The sequence below is a fragment of the Pokkaliibacter sp. MBI-7 genome, assembly GCF_029846635.1.
In the GTDB taxonomy this organism is placed as follows: domain Bacteria; phylum Pseudomonadota; class Gammaproteobacteria; order Pseudomonadales; family Balneatricaceae; genus Pokkaliibacter.
This window is the reverse complement of the sequence record NZ_JARVTG010000001.1, coordinates 2,872,808-2,894,326: the sequence shown is the minus strand read 5'-3', so window position 1 is coordinate 2,894,326 and position 21,519 is coordinate 2,872,808. Positions and strand designations below refer to the sequence as shown.

Genomic DNA, 21,519 nt, shown 5'->3' with positions numbered 1-21,519 from the left:
TCCTTTTTTGGTCAGCCCGCACAGGCCAGGCGGCCCATGCGGTGAGGTGATCCATTGCCTTACGCATCTGGCACTCGCGGGCCTCACCTGCGCCGCAACGGGAGGGGCGCAGGCAGGTTCAGCGGTGTTCAGTGCTGGCGGGTGGTGGGAAATAACATGTCGATAAAACGCTGTGCTGTCGGGTGCGGCTCATGATTGGCCAGCCCGGGACGCTCGTTGGCTTCGATCAGCACGTAATCGGGCAGGGTCGGGTCAGGCACCAGCATGTCGATACCCGTAACCGGAATCTGCAGCGCCCGCGCCGCACGCAGAGCCGCTTCGCGCAGCGCCGGATGCAGCACCGTGGTGACGTCCTCCAGTGTGCCGCCAGTATGCAGATTGGCAGTCTTGCGTACCGCCAGACTGCGCCCTTCGGCCAGCACATCCTCCAGCTGATAACCCGCCGCCTCGACACAACGACGGGTTTCGCTGTCCATCGGTATGGTACTTTCACCGCCGGTCATGGCGGCCCGCCGGCGGCTGGTGCGTTCGATCAGCTCGGCAATACTGTGCTGACCGGTGCCACAAATGGTCGCCGGACGACGTACCGCAGCGGCTACCACTTCGTCATTGATGACCAGCACGCGCAGGTCGTCGCCCTGACAGAACGGCTCGATCAGCACCTGCGAGGAATAGCGCTGCGCTGTCTCTACCGCCGCCCGCAGTGTTTCGGCATCGCGCACATCAACCGCGATGCCCTTGCCCTGCTCCCCATCGTGAGGTTTGACTACCAGTCGCGGGCCCAGTGTCTCGAGCAGTTCCGCCGGGTCCTGGCCGTCCGCCAGCATCACGCCAGCCGGGGTTTTCAGCCCGGCGCGCTGCAGACAGCGCTGGGTCAGCCATTTGTTCTGACACAGGGTCATGGCGGTGGCCGGGGTCAGGTCCGAGAGACTTTCATGGCAGCGAATACGCCGCCCGCCCCAGCTCAGGGTGAAGATATTGTGCTCGGCATCTTCCACTTCGACATGAATACCGCGACTGATCGCTTCATCGACAATGATGCGGGCATAGGGATTGAGCACATCCAGCGGCGAGGTATCGGTATACAGCGCCTGATTGATGGCATTCTTTTTCTTCACTGCAAAGGTCTGAATCTGGCGAAAACCCAGACGCTGATACAGGCCGATGGCAGCCTGATTGGTATGCAGCACCGACAGGTCCAGATAATGGCAGCCACGGGTCTGCATCTTCTCGGCCAGATGCCGCACCAGTGTTTCCCCTACCTGTGGCATCTGGCAGGCGGGATCCACCGCCAGACTCCACAGGCTGGATCCTGACTCCGGGTCATTGAAGGCCAGACCGTGGTTGAGCCCCAGCACCGCGCCGAGCACCGCGCCGGTATGGCCGTCTTCGGCCAGCAGATACAGCTGCTCCTGCGAATTGCGCTTGTCCATCACCACATCGACATCCAGTGGCTGCATCCGGCAGCGCTGGTAGATGGCATTAACCTGTTCAATATCTGCCAGCGTCCGCAGCCGGCGCACCCGCACGCCTTTCACCCGGTCACGGCGCGGCTGATATTCGTTCAGCCACAGACGGTAGCTGTCGGACGGGTCGAGAAACAGCCGCTGCGGGTCATGCCCCACCACCACATGGGGGCGCGCCACGTAGAAGGCGATATCACGCTCGCCCTGGCTTTCTTCCAGCAGCGAAGCGGCCAGTTCCTGCTCATTGACAAAAGTATGGCCAAACAGCAGCCGCCCCCAGCCACAGTGCAGGCTGACATTGGGCTTGATGGCCGGTGCCTGCTCATGACCGCGATGGCGCGCTGCCTGCAGATGCGCATAGGAAGGCTGGCGGCGGCGCAGCATCCGTTGCCGCTCACTGCGACTCTGGCGCTCCCCCCGGCCTGCGGCAGGAGCAACACCACGTTTATTGAGCAGCGGGCGGGACAATGGCTGTTCCGGCTCGCTGACATGGTCGTCCATGACATTAAGCGCCGTACGCTTGAGCTTGTTCACGGTCAGATTCCCTGTTCCTGCAGCCACAGTTCAAGCAGGCCCAGCTGCCACAGCTTGGAGCCGCGCAATGGGGTGATGTGGTCATCGGGGCGGGCCAGCAGCTGCTCGACATAATCGGTGTTGAACAGTCCGCGTTCGCGGGCTTTGCGCCCCATCAGCGCTTCCTGCACCTGATCCAACACCGGCCCGCGCAGGTATTTCAGCGCCGGTACCGGAAAGTAGCCCTTGGGACGATCAATCACTTCATGGGGAATCAGCCGGCGTGCCACCTGTTTGAGGATACCTTTGCCGTCATGGGCCAGCTTGTAGCGGGCAGGAATGCGGGCGGCAAACTCCACCAGCTGGTGATCAAGGAAGGGCACCCGTGCTTCCAGACTGTGCGCCATCGTCATGGTATCGACCCGTTTGACCGGGTCATCCACCAGCATGATCTGGCTGTCCAGTCGCAATGCCTTGTCTACCGGATCATCCGCACCAAAGGCGGCAAAGTGGCTGCGGACAAACTCACCGGCCAGATCAGGAGTCTGCCACCGGGGTTTGACGGTATGGATGTACTCTTCGTAACTGCGGTCAAAGAACGCTGCACGATAGCTGGCCACCGCGTCATGGCTGTCAGCCAGCGGTGGATACCAGTGATAGCCGGCAAAAATTTCATCCGCCCCCTGACCGCTCTGCACCACCCGACAGGATTTGGATACTTCTTCAGACAGCAGATAAAAGGCCACGCAGTCATGGCTGACCATCGGCTCCGACATGGCCGCAATGGCTTTGGGCAGTGCCGTCAGCATCCGTTCAGGGGCGATGCGAATCTGACTGTGCCGGGTGTTGAAGTGGCGGGCTACGATGTCCGAGTAGGCAAACTCATCGCCCTGCTCGCCGTTCACCGCATCAAAACCGATAGAGAAGGTGTGGATGTCGGGTTTGACTTCATGCAGCAGTGCCGTCAGCAGCGAAGAATCGACACCACCGGACAGCAGAATACCGACGTCTACCGCCGCCACATTACGCCGCGCTACCGCGCCACGCAGCTCTGCCAGCAGCGCTTCTTCCCAGTCCTGCCCGGAACGGCTGCGATCCTCTTCCTGCATGCCAAAGGCCAGATCCCACCACTGCTGTTTGCAGCTGCGGCCATCCGCGGTGACGCGCAGCCAGTGGCCCGGCTCCAGCTTTTTTACCTGCCTGAGCATCGTGCGCGGGGCGGGCACGACAGAATGAAAATGCAGGTAGAAGTGCAGGGCTTCGGCGTCCAGCTCACGGCTGACGCGCGGGTCTTCCAGCAATGCGGGCAGGGTCGAGGCAAATACCAGATGCTCGGCATCCTGACTGTAATACAGCGGCTTGATCCCCAGCCGGTCACGGGCCAGCCACAGATCTCCGCTGGCCTGATTCCAGATGGCAATGGCAAACATACCGTTGAAGCGCTGCAGACAGGCCTCGCCCCAGGCATGGTAGGCCTTGAGGATGACCTCGGTATCACCGTCGGAATAAAAGGCATAACCCATGCCCTGCAGCTCATGGCGCAACTCACGGTAGTTATAAATGGCGCCATTGAACACCAGGGCGAGGCCAAGGTGAGGGTCGTACATCGGTTGCTGGGAATGCTCGGACAGATCCATCACCTTCAGACGGCGATGACCGAGACTCACCCGGTTCTGATGGAATACCCCATCCGCATGGGGTCCACGGGGAATATGGCGATGATTCATGCGCTCCAGCATCGCCAGCTGGCTCGGTCCATCGTTAAAGCGAAGTTCTCCTGCAAGGCCACACATGGCTAATTATTTCCTCTTTATTATGATCAGATGACAAACAAATTATTTTGAACTCTATATATTTATTTATCATTAAAAACCCTAACAAATACCAGTTAAGTTCACAAGAACGGTTATTTACCAGACAACAAACAGACAAAATTACATCGATATAGAAATACTACATTTCAAAGTATTTTGTATGCCGACAGCCTGAGAGAAACTCAAGCAGAGGCGGCCGTGCAGCCAGTGTGGGTCATTGAACTGACAGATCGGGAGATCACGGGTGAACAAGATGCAAAAAAGCCGACACAAGGTCGGCTTTCTGACTAAGACGGGACGGGGCGAAACAGGCTCAGCGGTCGCGATCCGCCAGCGGAGTAGAGAAGGCGTACTCCATATCCCAGGGGAAACGGATCCAGGTATCCTGGCTGACTTCAGTAATAAAGGTATCCACCAGTGGTTTACCCGCAGGCTTGGCATAGATAGTGGCAAAATGGGCCTTGGGCAGCATTTCACGCACAGCGCGTGCGGTTTTGCCGGTATCGACCAGATCGTCGATCAGCAGCATGCCTTCGCCATCACCTTCCACCCCTTTCAGCACATTGAGCTGCCCCTGATGCTGGGCAGCCTCTGCGCCCTTGCTGGAGTAACTGACAATGCAGATAGTGTCGATCAGCCGAATATCCAGCTCACGGGCGATAATCGCCGCAGGCACCAGACCGCCGCGAGTAATGGCCACAATCCCTTTCCATGGCCCCATTTCCAGCAGGCGCCATGACAAGGCACGGGCATTTCGATGCAGTTCGTCCCAGGACACCGGGAAATCTTTGCTATAGGGAGTATGGGTCATCCGCTTGCTCTCTGAACCAGTCAATAGCGTTCAGCCACCTGGCAGCCACCTGCACGAGGTAGCTGTACAAAATAGTGACAGTTTGAACCGAAGGGATGGAATTGTACCCAAAGCAGCGAAGTCTTGGTACGTGCAATTCATCCTCTGCCGTTTTTCACCTTCCAATCAGCTGCTGCGAGTCACTCGCAGGCATCCGCGTAGTTTTCTGCCAGATGCTCATCCTTCAACCTGACGTAGTTGCCCGCGCTGTAAGTGAAGAAGCTGCGCTCCTTGTCGGTCAGTGGCCGGGCCTGTTTGGCCGGGCTGCCAACATAGAGAAAGCCTGACTCCAGACGTTTACCGGGAGGCACCAGCGCACCGGCGCCGATCATCACCTCGTCTTCCACCACGGCACCGTCCAGCACCTTGGCGCCCATGCCCACCAGCACCCGGTTTCCGATGGTGCAGCCATGCAATACCGCCTGATGGCCAATGGTGACGTCTTCACCGATGGTCAGCGGATAGCCATCCGGGTTGTAACTGCTGGCGTGGGTGATATGCAGAATCGCCCCGTCCTGCACACTGGTGCGGGCGCCAATACGAATCCGGTGCATATCACCCCGAATGACCGTCATCGGCCATACCGAGCTGTCATCGCCCAGTACCACATCACCCAGCACCACGGCGCTGGGATCGACAAAGACCCGTTCACCTAATACCGGGGCCGTATTTTTGAAACTGCGCACTGCCATGGTTCGATCCTCTGTGATGGTTCTGCGTCTGACTGCACTGGACAGTGCATGATACCCATTAATGTCCCGTCTTTATCAGTCCCATAGCCAAAAGCAGGTTTCAGCGCGCCAAGGCTTTCGCTAAGCTGGCCCCATCACTGTCAGTCAGGGCGCCGCCCCGTTTGCAATTGGCACGGGAAGCACCCATATGCGAGTAAGCCCCGTGAGACTGACAGTATTGAGGCCACCTGCTGCACGACGAGCTGACGCTCCCCGTGAGGTGACGCCACTGACCGGCCTTCTCTTTGCCATAGGAATCGTTCATGTCCAATCCTTTGCTGACACCCCACACCCTGCCGCCGTTCAGTGCCATTCAGCCCGAGCACATTCTGCCCGGCATAGAAACGCTGATCAGTGACACTCTGGCCACCGTCGATACTCTGGCGAACAACGACCAGCCCGGCTGGGACAGCGTGATCGCCCCCATCGAGGAAGCCTATGACCGACTCAATGCAGCCTGGTCACCGGTTGGCCATCTCAATGCTGTGGCTAATACGCCGGAACTGCGCGAAGCCTATAACGCGGCGCTGCCCAAACTGTCGGAATACGCTACACAGCTTGGCCAGCATCAGGGTCTGTTCAAGTTATATCGCTCCATCGCCGACAGCGCTGACTTCTCCTCACTGAGCGCCGCCCAGCAGGCCACCATTGAGCATGCCCTGCGTGACTTCCGCCTGTCGGGTATCGATTTGCCTGCGGAGCAGCAGCAGCGCTACGCCGAGATCAACAAGCGTCTGTCCGAGCTGACCAGCCAGTTTTCCAACAATGTTCTGGACGCTACCCAGGCCTGGACACGTCATATCACCGACAGCAGCGAGCTGGCCGGTGTCCCCCAGAGCGCGCTGGACATGCTGGCGCAGAATGCCCAGCAGCAGGACAAGGAAGGCTGGCTGATTACCCTCGACTTCCCCAGCTTCTACCCCATCCTGAGCTTCTGCGACAACCGCGTCCTGCGTGAAGAGGTCTATCGCGCCAATGTCACCAAGGCGTCTGATCAGGGCCCGCATGCCGGTCAGTTTGACAATACCCAGCTGATGGAAGAAATCCTCGCCCTGCGTCAGGAAGAAGCCCGGCTGCTGGGTTTTGCCAACTATGCGGAGCTGTCACTGGCCACCAAGATGGCGGACAGCACCGAGCAGGTTGTCAGCTTCCTGCGTCAGCTGGGCCAGCGCAGCAAACCCGCCGCGGCACAGGAACTGGCTGAGCTGCAGGCCTTTGCCAGCAGCGAGCTGAACCTGCCGACACTGGAAGCCTGGGATGTCGGCTATGCCAGCGAAAAGCTGCGGGTGGCCCGCTATGCCCTGTCGCAGGAAGACCTGCGCCCCTATTTCCCTGCCCCCAGAGTGCTGAGCGGCCTGTTTACCGTGATCAGCAAGCTGTATGGCATCAACATTGTGCAACTGCATGATTTCGACACCTATCATGCCGATGTTGGCTTCTACGAAGTACAGCGTGATGGTCAGGCCATCGCCCGCTTCTATCTCGATCTCTATGCCCGCAGCCACAAACGTGGTGGCGCCTGGATGGATGACTGCCGGGTACGGCGTCAGCGGCTGGACGGCAGCATACAGCTGCCTGTGGCCTACCTGGTATGCAACTTCACCCCCCCCGTCGGTGGCAAGCCCGCGCTGCTGACCCATAACGAAGTCACCACCCTGTTCCACGAATTCGGCCACGGCCTGCACCATATGCTGACGAAGGTCAGCGTTGGCAGCGTGTCGGGGATCAACGGCGTGGCCTGGGATGCGGTCGAGCTGCCCAGCCAGTTCATGGAAAACTGGTGCTGGGAGAAAGAAGCGCTGGACCTGATCAGCGGCCACTACGAGACCGGCGAGCCCCTGCCTGCGGAACTGCTGGACAAGATGATGGCGGCAAAAAACTTTCAGGCAGCCATGATGATGGTGCGTCAGCTGGAGTTTGCCCTGTTCGACTTTATCCTCCATCGCGACTTCCAGCCCGGCGTCACTCAGGTGCAGCAGGTGCTGGATGCCGTCCGTGACGAAGTGGCCGTGCTGATTCCACCTGGCTTCAATCGCTTCGCCCATGCCTTCACCCACATTTTTGCCGGGGGCTATGCGGCGGGCTACTACAGCTACAAATGGGCGGAAGTGCTGTCGGCGGATGCTTTCAGTGCCTTTGAGGAAGAAGGGATTTTTAATCGCCAGACCGGTGAGCGCTTCCTCACTGCCGTACTGGAGCAAGGTGGCAGCAAGCCTGCCATGGAACTGTTCAAGGCGTTCCGCGGCCGCGAGCCAGATATCGGCCCGCTGCTGCGCCATTCTGGCCTTGCTGCCTGATACCCGGTGGTACTGACCGCGTAAGGGCAACACAATGATCACAGACTGGCTCCTCCGCCAGTCTGGCTATAACATACCCGCGCGCCCGGCCGTTGACGGTCGGGTGCAGTGGGAGGATACCGTGATGAGTACTATCAAACGTTTTATCGCTGGTGCGGTGTGCCCGCGCTGTGCCAAGCAGGACACCCTGCGCATGTACCGTGATGAAGAGCGGGAATACCGTGAATGCGTCGCCTGTGACTTCAATGACTCCATGCGTCTGGATGGTCAGCCTGATGAAGTCAGCCCCGCCGGCGAGCTGCCCACCCGAGTCAATCAGAGCGGTCCGGCCGTGCGTGAGGAAGGGGTGCAGATACTGCGCCTGTTCGAATCACCGACCAAGCACTGACCCCGCATCGACAGCATTTACGGACGGAGAAGAGGCCGCTTTCACGGACAGGGAATAGGCAGGAAGCATAAGGTGCAGGAATGGCGCGTTCGATCATTTCCGTCGCTGGTCAAGTCAGCTAAAGCTGACTAGTCTACTCAGGTAAGTGAACTGTATTCCTGCTAAATATCTGAAAATTGGGTGTTACTGCCAATGCAGCACCTCACCGCCGGTCGGTTCCTAACAAAGGTATCACGCCATTCGTACTGCACTTCTTCTTATGCTCTGCTGGTTTTGTCTGCCTTCAGGCTGGGCATCTGCTGAAACCACAGACGGCACCGCGTCCAGGCATATCACCCTTGCCGGTGATCCCTGGCCGCCCTATCTGGACGACAAACGTCAGGATCAGGGCATCGCGACGCAGATTGCCCGCGAAGCACTGGCGCTCGAAGGCTATCAGGTGGAGATGATTTTTGTTCCCTGGGCCCGCGCGCTGGAAGGCACCCGCTCAGGCATGTTCGATATGATCATTGATGCCTGGTGGGACAGTGACCGTAGCCGTGACTTTATGTTCAGTCGCCCCTACCTCGACAGCTCCGTCAAGTTTCTCAAGCGCAAGAGCGACCCTTTTTCCTATCAAGGTATTGAGAGCCTCAGCGGTAAGAACATTGCCCTTATCCGTGGCTATGCCTATAACGACGTTTTTCTACGCAACACCAACTACAATCGCTTGGAAGTGCGCGCCTTTGCCCAAGGTATCAACATGCTGCTGGAGGGACGTATCGACCTGATGCCGGAAAACGAGACCGTGGCACGTTACTACCTGCTCCAGAATAATCCGCACGCCCTGCAACAGCTGACGTTCTCCGATAACCCCCTCAGTCAAAATCTGCTCTATGCCATGGCTGGCTATGCCAACCCACGCCATGCCGAGCTGATCGAAGCCTTCAACCGGGGGCTGATGAAGCTGGTGCAAAATGGCCGCTACGACGCCCTGCTAAGGGAAAATGGCCTGGAAGGCATCTTCAATATGCCCGGCACTCACGCTCAATAACACCGCTCAGCCTGCGCTCCCCAGTCCATCGATTCCATCGCCCGCTTCAGGTAGCGGAATCGATTAAGCTTCTACAAAAATCAAACCAATTGGTTTCAATGTTTCTGTTGACATGCCTGTGCAGGCAGTGCTTGTCAAAAAGTAACGATCAGAGTATTTTTCTGCGCTCATTTTCTATCCCGGCCATCCAGCCTGCTGGTGAAAAAACAACCGGGAAGATTCGCTGTCAATCACCATAATTCCAAAAATAAACTATAACGAGGGCACCGCTGTCATGGCTGAGTTAGTCAACGCAATCAATGACGTTATCTGGAGCAACTACCTGATAGGCCTCTGCCTGCTGGTAGGCGTCTACTTCTCTCTGCGCACCCGCTTCCTGCAGGTTCGCCACGTGAAAGAAATGGTCACCCTGATGTTCGAAGGCAAAGCCTCGGCCAACGGTGTTTCCTCCTTTCAGGCACTGACCATTTCCCTGTCCGGCCGCGTCGGTACCGGTAACATCGCCGGTGTGGCGACTGCCATTACCTTTGGTGGCCCGGGCGCTGTGTTCTGGATGTGGGCGGTTGCCTTCCTCGGCGCCAGCACGGCTTTCGTTGAATCAACCCTGGCACAGATCTACAAAGAGAAAGAAGACGGCCAGTACCGCGGCGGCCCGGCTTACTACATCGAAAAAGGCATGGGCCAGAAGTGGTATGCCTGGATTTTCGCCATCGCCACCGTGATCGGCTGTGGTCTGCTGCTGCCCGGCGTACAGGCCAACTCCATTGCCACCGGTGTTGCCAATGCGTTCGGTATTGATCCCACCGTGACCGCCACCATCGTGGTGATCCTGCTGGGTCTGATCATTTTCGGTGGTATCAAGCGTATCGCCCAGGTAGCCGAAGTCGTTGTACCTTTCATGGCACTGGGTTACATCATCGTGGCGTGCGTGATCGTCGCCATGAACCTGAGTGAACTGCCTCAGATCTTCGCCCTGATCTTCAAAAGCGCTTTCGGTATGGATGCAGGTTTCGGTGCCGTGCTGGGTCTGGCGATCCAGTGGGGTGTGAAGCGTGGTGTTTACTCCAACGAAGCCGGTCAGGGTACTGGCCCACATCCTTCAGCCGCGGCTGAAGTGTCTCATCCTGCCAAACAGGGTCTGGTACAGGGCTTCTCCGTGTACGTTGACACCCTGTTCGTCTGCACCGCGACTGCACTGATGATCCTGATCACCGGCACCTACAACGTCAAAGGCCTGACTGCAGGCGAGTTCCTGGTTCAGAATCTGCCCGGCGTTGATGCTGGCCCCGGTTACACCCAGGCGGCGGTTGAAACCGTACTGCCCGGCTTCGGTAACATCTTCGTGGCGGTAGCACTGTTCTTCTTTGCCTTCACCACCATCATGGCTTACTACTACATCGCCGATACCAACGTGTCCTACATCAACCGTCAGGTACACCGCCCCTGGCTGAGTCTGCTGCTGAAGCTGGTGATCATGGGTTCCGTATTCTACGGCAGCATCCGTTCCGCTGACGTAGCCTGGGGTATGGGTGACATCGGTGTAGGTCTGATGGCCTGGCTGAACATCATCGCCATTCTGATTCTGCAGAAGCCCGCCCTGCTGGCACTGAAGGATTACGAAGCACAGAAGAAACAGGGTCTGGACCCCGTGTTCCATCCTGAGAAGCTGGGCATCAAGAACGCTACCTTCTGGGAAAAGCGTGTAGCTGCCGACAAGGCCAGCAAGAATGAGCCTCATCTGGCACGCTTTGAGAGCACTGGTCGTTAATTAACCGGCGCTTTCAGACCTGTAGTAACAAAGCCTGCCTCGTGCAGGCTTTGTTATTTCTGCGGCTCACTCAGGCTGGCATCAGCAGCAGTGAGGTCATGGAGATAGACCCCGGAGCAAAACCCTTGGCGAAGTAGCGCAGCTCGTCCTGTTTATCCTGCATCGCCAGCGGATAGAGCAGCGGCAGGAAATGCTCAGGCGTCGGATGCCCCTGAGCAAACAGGGTAGGTTCAGTAACCGGCAGATGACGCAGGCGCAGATGATCATGCGTATCGATGGCCTCCAGCAGGCGCTGATCCAGCTCCTGAGCCCAGCCGTGCACCTGATCCCGCATCCCGTACATAGTATCCTCCTGCGCAGAGCGCAGGTTATGCACCATATTGCCACTGCCAATCACCATCACCCCACGGCGGCGCAACTGCGCCAGTTGTGCTGCCAGCTGATAGTGTCCGTCAAAGTCCAGATCCTGCCCGAGACTCAACTGAAACACCGGCACATCGGCCCGGGGAAACAGCCGCGATAACACCACCCAGGCACCGTGATCAAGGCCTCGTTCGGCATCGGCCGCGAGCGGCTGAGTGGTGGCCTGCTGCAGCCATTGCAGGCTTTCCGGGACACCCATGGCGCGATACTGGCGCATGTAGAGCACCCCGGGAAAACCGTAGAAATCATAAATAGTGGCAGGCTTAGCCACTACCGAGACCGTCGAGACCGGCGTCTGCCAGTGGGCCGAGACACACAGAATGGCACGGGGTTTAGGTAAGCCTGCCAGCGTCTTTGCCATGGCGTCCCAGGCAAGGGTAAAGGGATTGTTTTCCAGCGCATTCATCGGCGATCCATGACCGATGAACAAGGCCGGAACCAGTGGCGTACTGGGCGTTGCGGCCAGTACGTTGAGTACAGACAGACTGCCGGTACCCAGCACCAGACCCGAGAGGTGTCGGAGAAAAGAACGACGTGATGCGGTCATGCGAAACCCAGCCAATGCAATATGCAGAACGCTACAGCATAGCGGCAAAGATCATGTCGATCAGTGGTTGTTTGAGAAAGACTGCGCTGCATCAGGCAGCGCAATCAGAGACGGACCGGCTTATACCAGCGGCTGGGTACGGCGCTCCAGCCAGGCGCGGGCTTCCCCTTCGACCAGAGGCAGCAGGCGGGTGCGCACCTCGGCGTGATAGCCATTGAGCCAGTCGATTTCATCCGTACGCATGCGCGACAGGTCGATACAGCGGGTATCGATAGGGCACAACGTCAGGGTTTCAAACTGCAGATATTCACCGAACTCACCCGCAGCGGGCTGGTTGATGACCAGATTCTCGATCCGCACGCCCCATTGCCCCTGCCGGTAAATGCCCGGCTCGATGGAGGTAATCATGCCTTCGGCCATGGCAGTTTGCGGCGCAGGCTGGGCGTAATAGGAAATCACCTGTGGACCTTCATGAACATTGAGGAAATAACCCACGCCGTGGCCAGTGCCATGACCGTAATCAATGCCTTCAGCCCACAGAGGCGCACGGGCAATACTGTCCAGCAGCGGTGACTTGATGCCTTTGGGGAAACGCGCACGGGACAGCGCCATCATGCCCTTCAGCACCAGGGTGTAGTCGCGCTTCTGTGCAGCGCTGACCTCGCCCACAGGCACCACACGGGTGATATCGGTAGTACCGCCCAGATACTGGCCACCGGAGTCAATCAACAGCAGGCCATCACCGCTGATAACACTGTGCGCCTCCTCGGTAGCACGGTAGTGCGGCAAGGCTCCGTTGGCATTGAAACCGGCGATGGTGGAGAAACTGGGGCAGACAAAGCCGGGGCGACGAGCCCGCGCCGCGGTAATCTGCTCATCAATGGTCAGCTCCGTGATGTGTTCACCCTGCGCCTGAGCCCGCTCCAGCCAGGCAAAGAATTCGCACAGTGCCGCGCCATCCTGCTCCATGGCACGACGGACATGGGCAGCCTCTTCGGCCGTCTTGCAGGCCTTCATCAGGGTCGATGGATTCAGCTCTTCCCGTACCGTAACGCCTGCTGGCAGCTGACCAATCAGTCCACCGGTCACACGGTTGGGATCGCATAACAGGCTAGTCCCCTCTGGCAGGGCCGCCAGCCTCTGCGGTGCCAGCTCATAGCGGGCGACATTCACACCATCTGCGGCCAGCTGCGCCGTCAGTTCAGCACTGAGTTTGCCATCGGCGATAAACAGGGTGGCCTCATCCCGTCCCAGCAGGGCGTGGCCGACAAAAACCGGGTTATACGACACATCACTGCCGCGCAGATTGAACAGCCAGGCCAGATCATCGACGGTGGAAATAAAATGCCAGTCGGCTCCTGATGCCTGCATGCGCTCGCGCACACGGGCCAGTTTCTCTGCCCGGCTGACGGTGGCAAAGGGGGCTTCATGGGCGTAAATCGGTGCCTCTGGCAGGCCGGCACGCTCTGGCCAGATGGCGTCGAGCACATCCACATCACTGCGCAGCCCGATCTTTTTAGCGCTGAGCGCCTGCTGCAGATTGCGCGTCAGCGTCAGGCTCAGCACCTGCCCATCGACAGCAACCACACTGCCCTCAGGCAGGGTGTCTGCCAGCCAGTCAATATAGGCGACCTGCTGGACGGCAACCTGCTTCATCAGCTGGATGCCGGTGTCTGCCAGTTCCTGCTCGGCCTGTACCCAGTAACGGCCATCCACCCAGACACCGGCGAAATCGGCGGTGACAATCAGGGTACCGACTGAGCCAGTAAAACCGGACAGCCATTTTCGCCCCTGCCAGCGTTTGGGCAGATACTCGGACAGATGGGGATCGGCAGAAGGGATCAGGCAGGCAGTGACGCCCCGTTCGGCCATGGCCGCACGCAAGGCCGCGACACGGCCACGAATGATGTCAGTGGTGGTTGTCATAACATTCCTCAGAAGGGATTCTCGAGACCCGCTGTACAGCAACCCCGCGCCCTCGTGCCAGCACTGCCCTGCCGGGTAGCACAGACGCGCAAGACGGCAGGGCAGCAGCGCTATCCGAATAACGCAGCACTTTAGCAAATTGCGTTCATTCAACAAGCACCGATCACGGTCTTCGTCGCATTCACCGAAATAGCGGACGCGTGCCGGTCATCACGCTGTACTCAGATCATGCACACCTGTTCAGTTCAGGGGCGACGAATTCGTCCCAGACGATAGACGATGCTGTGCGCTTCGCGCTGAAAAGGCGTTTGCTGCCAGTCAGCAAAGCGTGCCTGCACCTGCAGGCCTGCCTCATACATCATGCTTTCCAGCTGTTCGATAGTGCTGTAGCGCAGAGTGATCTGGCTGTGCTGCTGTTCGCCATTGCGCAGCCGCCGCTTATGCCAGGTCTGGCACTGGCTGATGCTGTCGTAGTAGCGAGTCGCCAGCTCCACCACCTCATGGCATTCGCTGTCCAGAAAACGCGCCAGCTCCACTTCTTCCTCATAGGGATGCAGTTGCTGCGGCGTGGGCAGGCGGGTGTCAAAAACGAAGCTGCCTTCATCACTCAGCCACTCCGCTACCCGCTGAAACAACCCCAGCAGACGGGTGTCATCAAGAAACATCTGCAGCGCATTGCCGGTCATGGTGATCAGGCCAAAGCGCCACACCGGCTCATAGGCCAGCACATCACTGTGTACCCAGCGAACGGGCAGCCCCTGACTTTTGGCTCTGGCCCAGTCAAGCATGGGCTGACTGAGATCCACACCGATCACCTCCACTCCCTGCTGCGCCAGCGGAATGCTGACGATACCGGTACCGCAGCAGAGGTCCAGCACCGGCCCGCCGGTCTCCGGTAGCAGGTGGGTCAGATAGGCGATGTCATCGGTATAGAGATGACCATACTGCGCATCGTAGGCGCGACCATTGGCAAACTCACTGAGGTTGTCCATGGCTAGATTTCCCCCTTCTCGGCTGGCTCAGCCCCGCGGGTCGTGATCTGTGCTCCGTCTCACCCACACGGCAACGTTACAGACTCTGTGCCGTCAGACTGCGGAGGCGGCAAGCGGCAGATGATAAAAACGCGTATCAACCTGCATCACCGGGAAACGGGCGGGCAGCTCGGCCTTGTCGATCAGCAGGAAGCCGTGCTTTTCATAGAAGCGATGCGCCGCAAGAAACTTGGCGGTGGTGCCGAGGAAGATATCGCGTACGCCCTGCAGGCGGGCCTGCTGTACCAGATGCTGCAACAGCTGCTGCGCCACGGCACGCTCGCGGCCACGCCAGTCTGCATGCACAAACATCTTGCGCAGAGCAGTCTGACCATTGCCAATATCCAGCAGGGAAATACTGCCCACCACCTGCCCGTCCGCCACTGCAACCCAGAAGTTACCGGTGCCATGCTGATAGAAATTGGGAATGTCGAGCAAGTCCGGCTGGTCAGCCAGGGTGACAGGAATATCGAACTCCTGCTGCTGGATAGGCAGGATCAGGTCCACCACACCCTGCTGAAACTCAGGTGAATACGGGTGAAGGCTGACGGTACTAACAACTGGCTGGCTCATGAGCAGCTCCGACAAAAGGGCGGGCCGATCAGCATAAAGAAAAAAGCCATCCGTCGGTATCCGAGGGATGGCTTATCAACACTGAGTCTTGTCAGCAGGAACGAGGCCTGCGTTCAGGCATCACACCAGCGTATCAACCAGCAAACCTGCCTGCTGCTGACGGCTGCGCTGAACCTGTACCGCAATCTGTGACTGCACGCTGTTGCTGGCCTGATCACTGACCGCGCTGGAGTAGTCGGTATCGGCGATACGTGAACGGGCCGCTGCGGTATTGATGGAAGACACCTGATAGGTGTTGATCTGGCTCTGCAGCGCGTTGGTATCAGCGCCCAGCGTAGTGGCCTTATCGTTTACCGTACTGGATGCCGTATTAATAGCCGCCTGCAATGCGGCAGGGTCAGAAGCGTCCAGACCCGATAGAAAATTGCTGTTGCCCAGCGCTTCGCCGGCGATGGCATTGGTGCTTTCGGTCAGGTTATTCAACTCTTGCTGAATCGCCTTGGAACCGGCGTACAGCGGGTTACCGGCTTTTACCGACAGCTCGTTCATGCGCTGCAGGTTGTCGCTGATAGCACTCAGCTGGCCGGTCTGGATGTTATTCAGGCTCTGCTGATCGCGCGCGTTGATGGCACGCTGATCAGACTCGGAAATGGTGGAGCTAAGACGGTTGGCAATCAGCAGGCCCGCAGCATCATCGGCCGCACTGTTGATGCGCTTGCCCGAGGCCAGCTTCTCATTCTGCTTTTCCTGCTGCTCCTGCAGGCGGTCAAGCAGGCTGGTCGAAGACGAGCTGGATGCGTTGAAGGAAATGGCCATAGTTGCGCCCCTGTCTGAATCACGCCAACGGGTTGGCTGTACAAATAATGGCCAAGTATAGACCTTTAACCCGACAGGAGCATGTTTTTCTCTGCACAGATTTTACTTTGTTACGTAACACAAGGTATCTACGGGTAAATTTACTGTAAATACCCTGCCCGTCATTCTCGCTGACCCTGGCGTCACACCACACTCAGACTAAAGCCCTCATCCAGCCAGCCCGTCACCCCACCGATCATCTTCTTCACCGGGCGCCCCAGTCTGGCCAGACGCAGTGCCGCTTTGTCAGCACCGTTGCAATGCGGGCCTGCGCAATAGACTACAAACAGGGTATCCAGCGGATAGTCAGCCAGACTGTCGGCATTCAGCCGGGTGTGAGGGAAATGCCGGGCCTCCGGTACATGCCCCTGCTGGTAAGCCTCTTCGCCCCGCACATCCAGCAGCACGAAGTCACGGCGGTCGTTGCTGATGGCATGATGCACATCCCAGCAGTCGGTTTCAAAAGACAGCAGGGCGGCAAAGTGTGCTTCGGCAGCACTGCTGGGAGCGGCGGCGGGGCGGGATACGGCTGAAGACATGGGATTCTCCTTGGTTGCAGACCGATTCAGTGGCTCTCGATGTCATCACTGTACAAAAAGCAGCCGCAGGCGCCCATTGGCTTAATTACCAACTATCGATAATATCCAGCCAATACTACAGCCACTGTCAGGTACTGCCATGCCCAACCAAACGCCTGCTCGCTTATCACCACGGGTGGCCATTCTGGCTTATGACCAGCTCGCCACCTTTGAGTTTGGCTGTGCGGTGGAGCTGTTTGCCCTGCCACGGCCGGAATGGCCGCACTGGTATCAGACAGAGGTCATCAGCTTTGACAGCGGTCCGCTGCGGGCCACCGGCGGTATCCTCATCAGTGCGCGTCAGGTCAGCGAACTGGATGACTTCGACATGCTGGTGATTCCGGGCTGGAGCGCTGCAGATAAAGTCATTCCGGCAGGGTTGCTCGATGCCATGCGTGCCCTGCATCAGCGGGGCGGGCGCATCCTGACGTTCTGCTCTGGTGCGTTTCTTTTGGCTGAAAGCGGCCTGCTGAATGGCCGACGGGCAACCACCCACTGGCGCTATGCCGATAGCTTCCGCCAGCGCTTTCCCACCACCGACTATGTCGATAACGTGCTGTACGTGCTGCGTGACCAGCTTGGCTGTTCAGCAGGCAGTGCCGCCGGGCTGGATCTGGGGCTGGCTGTCATCCGTGAGGATTTCGGTTACGACGTGGCCAACAGTGTTGCCCGCCGACTGGTCATTTCACCCCATCGTCAGGGCGGACAGGCACAGTTTGTCGATACCCCCATCCTGCCGCGTCAGGATCGTTTCAGCGCTACCCTCGACTGGGCCAGGAAACACCTGCACCAGCCGCTGGGCGTAGATCAGCTGGCAGATCAGGCACGCATGTCACGGCGCAGCTTCGACCGCCATTTCCGCGCCGCCACCGGCATGACACCGCAGCAATGGCTGATCAGCCAGCGTCTGACCCTGGCCCGAGGTTATCTGGAAACCACAGCAGATGATCTGGAAACACTGGCAGACAAATGTGGCTTCGGGAACGCCCTGACCCTGCGGCATCATTTTCGCAAACAGCTGGGTATCAGCCCCAGCCAGTATCGTCAGCAGTTCGCCCACTCGGCCTCACATCAGGCACAGCCTCTGTCACCGCACGGCTAAACAGGCTCCAGACGAAAACGCCCCGTGAGCCAGAGCTCACGGGGCGTTTTACTGTCTGCTCCTTTAGCAGGCGGTTAGAGAAGCAGGCCTGATGTATTAGCCATGCAGGCCTGACCTCGCTACAACGTGAATCAGTAGCCGATGGCTGCACCGGCGGGCCGGCGGGCATCGTTGGCACCGTAGAGGTAGCCTTCACGTACCTTGCCGGACACGGCGCCATCATTCCCTGAGCTGGCTACACCGGATTTATCGGCAGGCAGCCCCACCATAATCAGCTCAGCCGCGCCCCAGGGAGTCTGTTCGACCATCTTATAACCCATACCTGCCAGCAGCTTCAGGGTATCTGGCGACAGCCCGCGGGTTTCATAGGACACCTGATCAGGCAGCCACTGATGATGGATACGCGGTGCATCCACCGCCTCCTGTGGGCCCATACCGTGGTCGATGATATTCATCACCGTCTCCAGCGTGATGGTGATAATACGCGAGCCGCCGGGTGAACCTACCACCAGGAATACCTTGCCATCTTTGGTGACGATGGTCGGTGACATGGAGGACAGCGGCCGCTTGCCCGGTTCAATGGCATTGGTCTTGCCCTGCACCAGCCCGAACAGGTTCTGCGTACCCACCTTGGTGGTGAAGTCATCCATTTCGTCGTTGAGGAAGAAACCGGTGCCCGGCGCAATCACCCCGGCGCCGAAGCGACCATTGATGGTGTAGGTCGTGGAGACCGCATTACCGTCCTTGTCGACGATGGAGTAATGAGTGGTTTCCGGCTTCTCATGCGGGCCGATACCGGGCTGTACCTGCTCCGAAGGTGTGGCCTTATCGGCACTGATTTCCTTACGGATGCTGGCGGCATACTCCTTACTCAGCAGCTTATCCAGCGGCATTTTGACGTAATCCGGATCGCCCAGCAGGGTATTGCGATCAACATAGGCGTGGCGCATGGCTTCAGTCATGTAATGCACTGACTCAGCGGAGCCGTAGCCCATGGCCTTGATGTCATAGCCTTCGAGAATATTGAGAATCTGGCACATGGTGGTGCCGCCGGAACTGGGGGGTGGCGCGGAGATAAATTCGTAGCCGCGGTAGTCACAGCGCACAGGGGTGCGCTCTGCCGCCTTGTAGTTACCAAAATCCTCCACGCTGAGGATGCCACCACCGGCTTTGGACGCCGCCGCCACAGCTTCAGGGATCTTACCCTTGTAGAAGGCGTCAGCGCCGCTGCTGGCAATCGCCTCGAGGGTGTTGGCCAGATCACTCTGTACCAGACGGTCGCCGGGCTGCAGGGGTGAACCATCGGCCCGCAGGAAAATCTTGCTGGCTTCCTTGTCATCACGGAATTTCTGCAGTGAGGTATCCAGCACATCGGTGTCGGCACGGGTCAGCACAAAGCCATCACGGGCCAGCCTGATCGCCGGTGCCATGATCTGCTCCCGGCTGACTTTGCCGGAGCCGTACTGCGCCAGTGCCATTTCCAGACCTTTTACTGTGCCCGGTACCCCCGCGGCCAGATAACCGTACAGACTGGCGCCCTTCTTCAGTTCGCCCTTGTCATCCAGATACATATTGGCGGTCGCGGCAGCCGGTGCCATTTCGCGGAAGTCGATAAAAGTATCTTTGCCATCGGCCAGATGCAGGGTCATAAAGCCACCGCCGCCGATATTACCGCAACAGGGATTCACTACGGCCTGGGCATAACCTACGGCCACGGCCGCATCCACCGCGTTACCACCGAGCTTGAGAATATCAATGCCTGCCTGAGATGCCAGCGCCTGAGATGACACCACCATGCCATTCTGCGCTTCGACGGCGGGAAGGGAGGCCGCCTGGCTGCTCACAGGCAGCAGCGCGGCGGCGACAGACAGCGATAACAGGGAAATTGCAAATGCACTACGGGTCTTGTTCATATCGGCTCCTTGCCGCTGGATAGGATTGGCCACACCACCTCGCTGAGGTCAGCGCTGTTGAACAACAGCTGATGTGATACACCAGTCAGCCAGCAATGTGAATCCTGGCGGGATAATTCGGGTCAGAGGAGCAAACAGAGGGTGCCATCAGCGGCAGAAAGAAAAATGCCCGGCTGAGCCGGGCAAATGACAACAAATGTCAGTGTGCGATTGCCAGACAGCATTCACTGCCATAGGACGATGCGCACTTTAGCAAAGGCACTGACGGGATAAACCTGTCCGATCAGACAGGCCCAGCCGCTTAACGCTCTGCCGAGTAAGGATCAAACGCCAGCAGATAAGCGCGCAGATCCGCCTTGCGCGGATGGGCCTGCAACCAGGCACGCACTTCCTGCACTCTGGCATAGTCGGCTTCACCAAACTTGTCGCGATAGAGCTCGGCAAAGTGCTCTTTGGCACCCTGCTGCTGCAGTCTTTTCTGCCATTGCGGCGTCACCACGGCATTAAGGCTGCCTGCCAGCCCTTCCTTCTTCAGTAGCTCCCATTCTCCCTTGTCCAGCCACAGTCCACCTACCGCCGAGCTGTAATCAAGGCGATGGCTGCTATGCAGGGAAATACGAAACTTCTGCATGAATACCCCCGTCATCGGGCACAGCAGTGCCTGCCGGGAGTCTTCAGCGTCGCGCTCTTCCAGATTCATGTCCGCAGCAAACTGATACTCAGGATGGCGCTCCTTCCAGGTTACGTAATCCTCGATCAGAATCCAGTTACCACCGCAGTGGCTGCAGGTATGGGCGCGGAACAGGCTATCGATAAAGCTGGGTTTGAGCTCACCCTGATTACAGCTGGTACATTTCATCATGGCATTCCCTGTGTGATGGTAAGGATGGTACCCGGGACGGCCTGAAACGAATGGCACCGCCGGGCAGTTGCGCACCGCGGACGATCCACTGCCGCAGTGCTTTCGCGAAATAAAGGTTTACCCCATATTGGGCTGCGTTGACCTTGTTACAAGATATTCAGCGCCCTCACTGGCACCAGTGCTTACTCAGAGTGAAGGAGACAACTGCTGCTGCGCTGCCCGAACCTGCCGTATGACTCCGCCCGCCGTCAGGGTCAAAGGCGCCATGGGCAGCCCCGCTGCCGCCAGCATCTGTGCTGTCCAGCGGTTGCAGGTATTGGTCAGGTAATAGTAGCCGTTAGCGGCGTAGAAATAGCTCTTACCGTAAATGCCGGGCTGGGTGATGATGCCGCGGCCCTGTTCATTGAGCACAAAGGTGGCCAGTACCGACTGCTGCAACGCCGCCATACCCTCGCGCGACACCGGCACTTCCACCACCTGACTGGTACTGAAATACTCAGCCGGTGCGTCCGGCACGGACACCACATGCAGAATGCTGTCCGTCGGCCAGAACATCGCCTGCAAGGTCAGCTTCACCGTGATTTCCGGTGCCTGATAAAAGCCTTTGTCACCCCAGCCAATCTCGACATAAGGCCCATCGGCAACGTCTTCCCTGAGGAAGCTCAGGGCAGGCAACAGCTCAGCCGTCGGCAGGATAATCCCCGTGTGCCAGCCGTGACTGACCACATAAAGCATCTGCTGATCGTTCCGGGCCGGCGGGTGCTGCCAGGGTGAGGCGCTGCAGCCGGTAAGGAAAAGAAAGCCGGGCAGCAAAAGCCAGAGCAGGCGCTGGCAGAGGCGAGTCATGGT

The 21,519-nt window shown here is 58.5% G+C and carries 18 protein-coding genes; 5 read left to right on the top strand and 13 right to left on the bottom strand.

Features of this window, described 5'->3' with window-relative positions:
- Positions 1-128: 128 nt before the first annotated feature.
- From ngg to QCD60_RS12945, 4 genes are all read right to left on the bottom strand, one after another.
- The gene (gene ngg / locus QCD60_RS12960) at positions 129-2,000 is read right to left on the bottom strand and encodes an N-acetylglutaminylglutamine synthetase (protein WP_279785944.1); all 1,872 of its coding nucleotides are present in this window, start codon (positions 1,998-2,000) and stop codon (positions 129-131) included.
- A 2-nt stretch (positions 2,001-2,002) separates the two neighbouring features.
- On the bottom strand, positions 2,003-3,772 hold the full coding sequence (locus tag QCD60_RS12955) for an N-acetylglutaminylglutamine amidotransferase (RefSeq protein WP_279785942.1): 1,770 nt from the start codon (positions 3,770-3,772) through the stop codon (positions 2,003-2,005).
- Positions 3,773-4,106: 334 nt separating this feature from the next.
- Positions 4,107-4,604 carry a xanthine phosphoribosyltransferase gene (gene gpt / locus QCD60_RS12950; RefSeq protein WP_279785940.1) on the bottom strand — a complete coding sequence of 166 codons (498 nt, stop codon included), beginning with the start codon at positions 4,602-4,604 and terminating at the stop codon, positions 4,107-4,109.
- A 179-nt stretch (positions 4,605-4,783) separates the two neighbouring features.
- Entirely contained in the window at positions 4,784-5,335 is a 552-nt protein-coding gene (locus tag QCD60_RS12945) for a gamma carbonic anhydrase family protein (protein WP_279785938.1), read from the bottom strand.
- 302 nt (positions 5,336-5,637) lie between these two features.
- Between QCD60_RS12945 and prlC the strand changes: the two genes are divergently transcribed.
- The 4 genes from prlC (at position 5,638) to QCD60_RS12925 (ending at position 10,860) form a co-directional block, all read left to right on the top strand.
- Positions 5,638-7,671, top strand: a complete 2,034-nt coding sequence (prlC, locus tag QCD60_RS12940) for an oligopeptidase A (RefSeq protein WP_279785936.1) — start codon at positions 5,638-5,640, stop codon at positions 7,669-7,671.
- 124 nt (positions 7,672-7,795) lie between these two features.
- Positions 7,796-8,059, top strand: a complete 264-nt coding sequence (locus tag QCD60_RS12935; RefSeq protein WP_279785934.1) for a YheV family putative zinc ribbon protein — start codon at positions 7,796-7,798, stop codon at positions 8,057-8,059.
- Between the two features lie 259 nt (positions 8,060-8,318).
- Positions 8,319-9,092: a transporter substrate-binding domain-containing protein gene (locus QCD60_RS12930; RefSeq protein WP_279785932.1), complete on the top strand. Its 774-nt coding sequence runs from the start codon at positions 8,319-8,321 to the stop codon at positions 9,090-9,092.
- Positions 9,093-9,366: 274 nt separating this feature from the next.
- Positions 9,367-10,860, top strand: a complete 1,494-nt coding sequence (locus QCD60_RS12925; protein ID WP_279785930.1) for an alanine/glycine:cation symporter family protein — start codon at positions 9,367-9,369, stop codon at positions 10,858-10,860.
- A 70-nt stretch (positions 10,861-10,930) separates the two neighbouring features.
- Here the strand turns inward: QCD60_RS12925 and QCD60_RS12920 are convergent, their stop codons facing one another.
- The 6 genes from QCD60_RS12920 to QCD60_RS12895 form a co-directional block, all read right to left on the bottom strand.
- Positions 10,931-11,830, bottom strand: a complete 900-nt coding sequence (locus QCD60_RS12920) for a class III extradiol ring-cleavage dioxygenase (protein ID WP_279785928.1) — start codon at positions 11,828-11,830, stop codon at positions 10,931-10,933.
- Between the two features lie 120 nt (positions 11,831-11,950).
- Positions 11,951-13,756 carry an aminopeptidase P family protein gene (locus tag QCD60_RS12915; protein ID WP_279785926.1) on the bottom strand — a complete coding sequence of 602 codons (1,806 nt, stop codon included), beginning with the start codon at positions 13,754-13,756 and terminating at the stop codon, positions 11,951-11,953.
- Between the two features lie 245 nt (positions 13,757-14,001).
- Entirely contained in the window at positions 14,002-14,748 is a 747-nt protein-coding gene (locus QCD60_RS12910; RefSeq protein WP_279785924.1) for a class I SAM-dependent methyltransferase, read from the bottom strand.
- 93 nt (positions 14,749-14,841) lie between these two features.
- Positions 14,842-15,360 (bottom strand): GNAT family N-acetyltransferase, encoded by a 519-nt coding sequence (locus tag QCD60_RS12905; RefSeq protein WP_279785922.1) that lies wholly within the window; start codon positions 15,358-15,360, stop codon positions 14,842-14,844.
- A gap of 120 nt (positions 15,361-15,480) precedes the next feature.
- Complete coding sequence (locus QCD60_RS12900) at positions 15,481-16,176, bottom strand: flagellin (RefSeq protein ID WP_279785920.1); 696 nt, start codon at positions 16,174-16,176, stop codon at positions 15,481-15,483.
- Between the two features lie 182 nt (positions 16,177-16,358).
- Complete coding sequence (locus QCD60_RS12895; RefSeq protein ID WP_279785918.1) at positions 16,359-16,754, bottom strand: rhodanese-like domain-containing protein; 396 nt, start codon at positions 16,752-16,754, stop codon at positions 16,359-16,361.
- 139 nt (positions 16,755-16,893) lie between these two features.
- Here QCD60_RS12895 and QCD60_RS12890 point away from each other — a divergent pair, with 139 nt between their 5' ends.
- A complete protein-coding gene (locus QCD60_RS12890; RefSeq protein WP_279785915.1) occupies positions 16,894-17,895 on the top strand; it encodes a helix-turn-helix domain-containing protein in 1,002 nt (333 codons plus the stop codon).
- A gap of 131 nt (positions 17,896-18,026) precedes the next feature.
- On the opposite strand, the gene ggt is transcribed toward QCD60_RS12890, so the two are convergent.
- The 3 genes from ggt to QCD60_RS12875 all read right to left on the bottom strand — a co-directional run bounded on the left by ggt (position 18,027) and on the right by QCD60_RS12875 (position 21,516).
- Positions 18,027-19,808, bottom strand: coding sequence for a gamma-glutamyltransferase (ggt, locus tag QCD60_RS12885; RefSeq protein WP_279785913.1), 1,782 nt, complete (start codon positions 19,806-19,808; stop codon positions 18,027-18,029).
- A gap of 301 nt (positions 19,809-20,109) precedes the next feature.
- Positions 20,110-20,670: a zf-TFIIB domain-containing protein gene (locus QCD60_RS12880; protein ID WP_279785911.1), complete on the bottom strand. Its 561-nt coding sequence runs from the start codon at positions 20,668-20,670 to the stop codon at positions 20,110-20,112.
- A gap of 186 nt (positions 20,671-20,856) precedes the next feature.
- A complete protein-coding gene (locus QCD60_RS12875) occupies positions 20,857-21,516 on the bottom strand; it encodes a TIGR02117 family protein (RefSeq protein WP_279785909.1) in 660 nt (219 codons plus the stop codon).
- Positions 21,517-21,519: the final 3 nt, after the last annotated feature.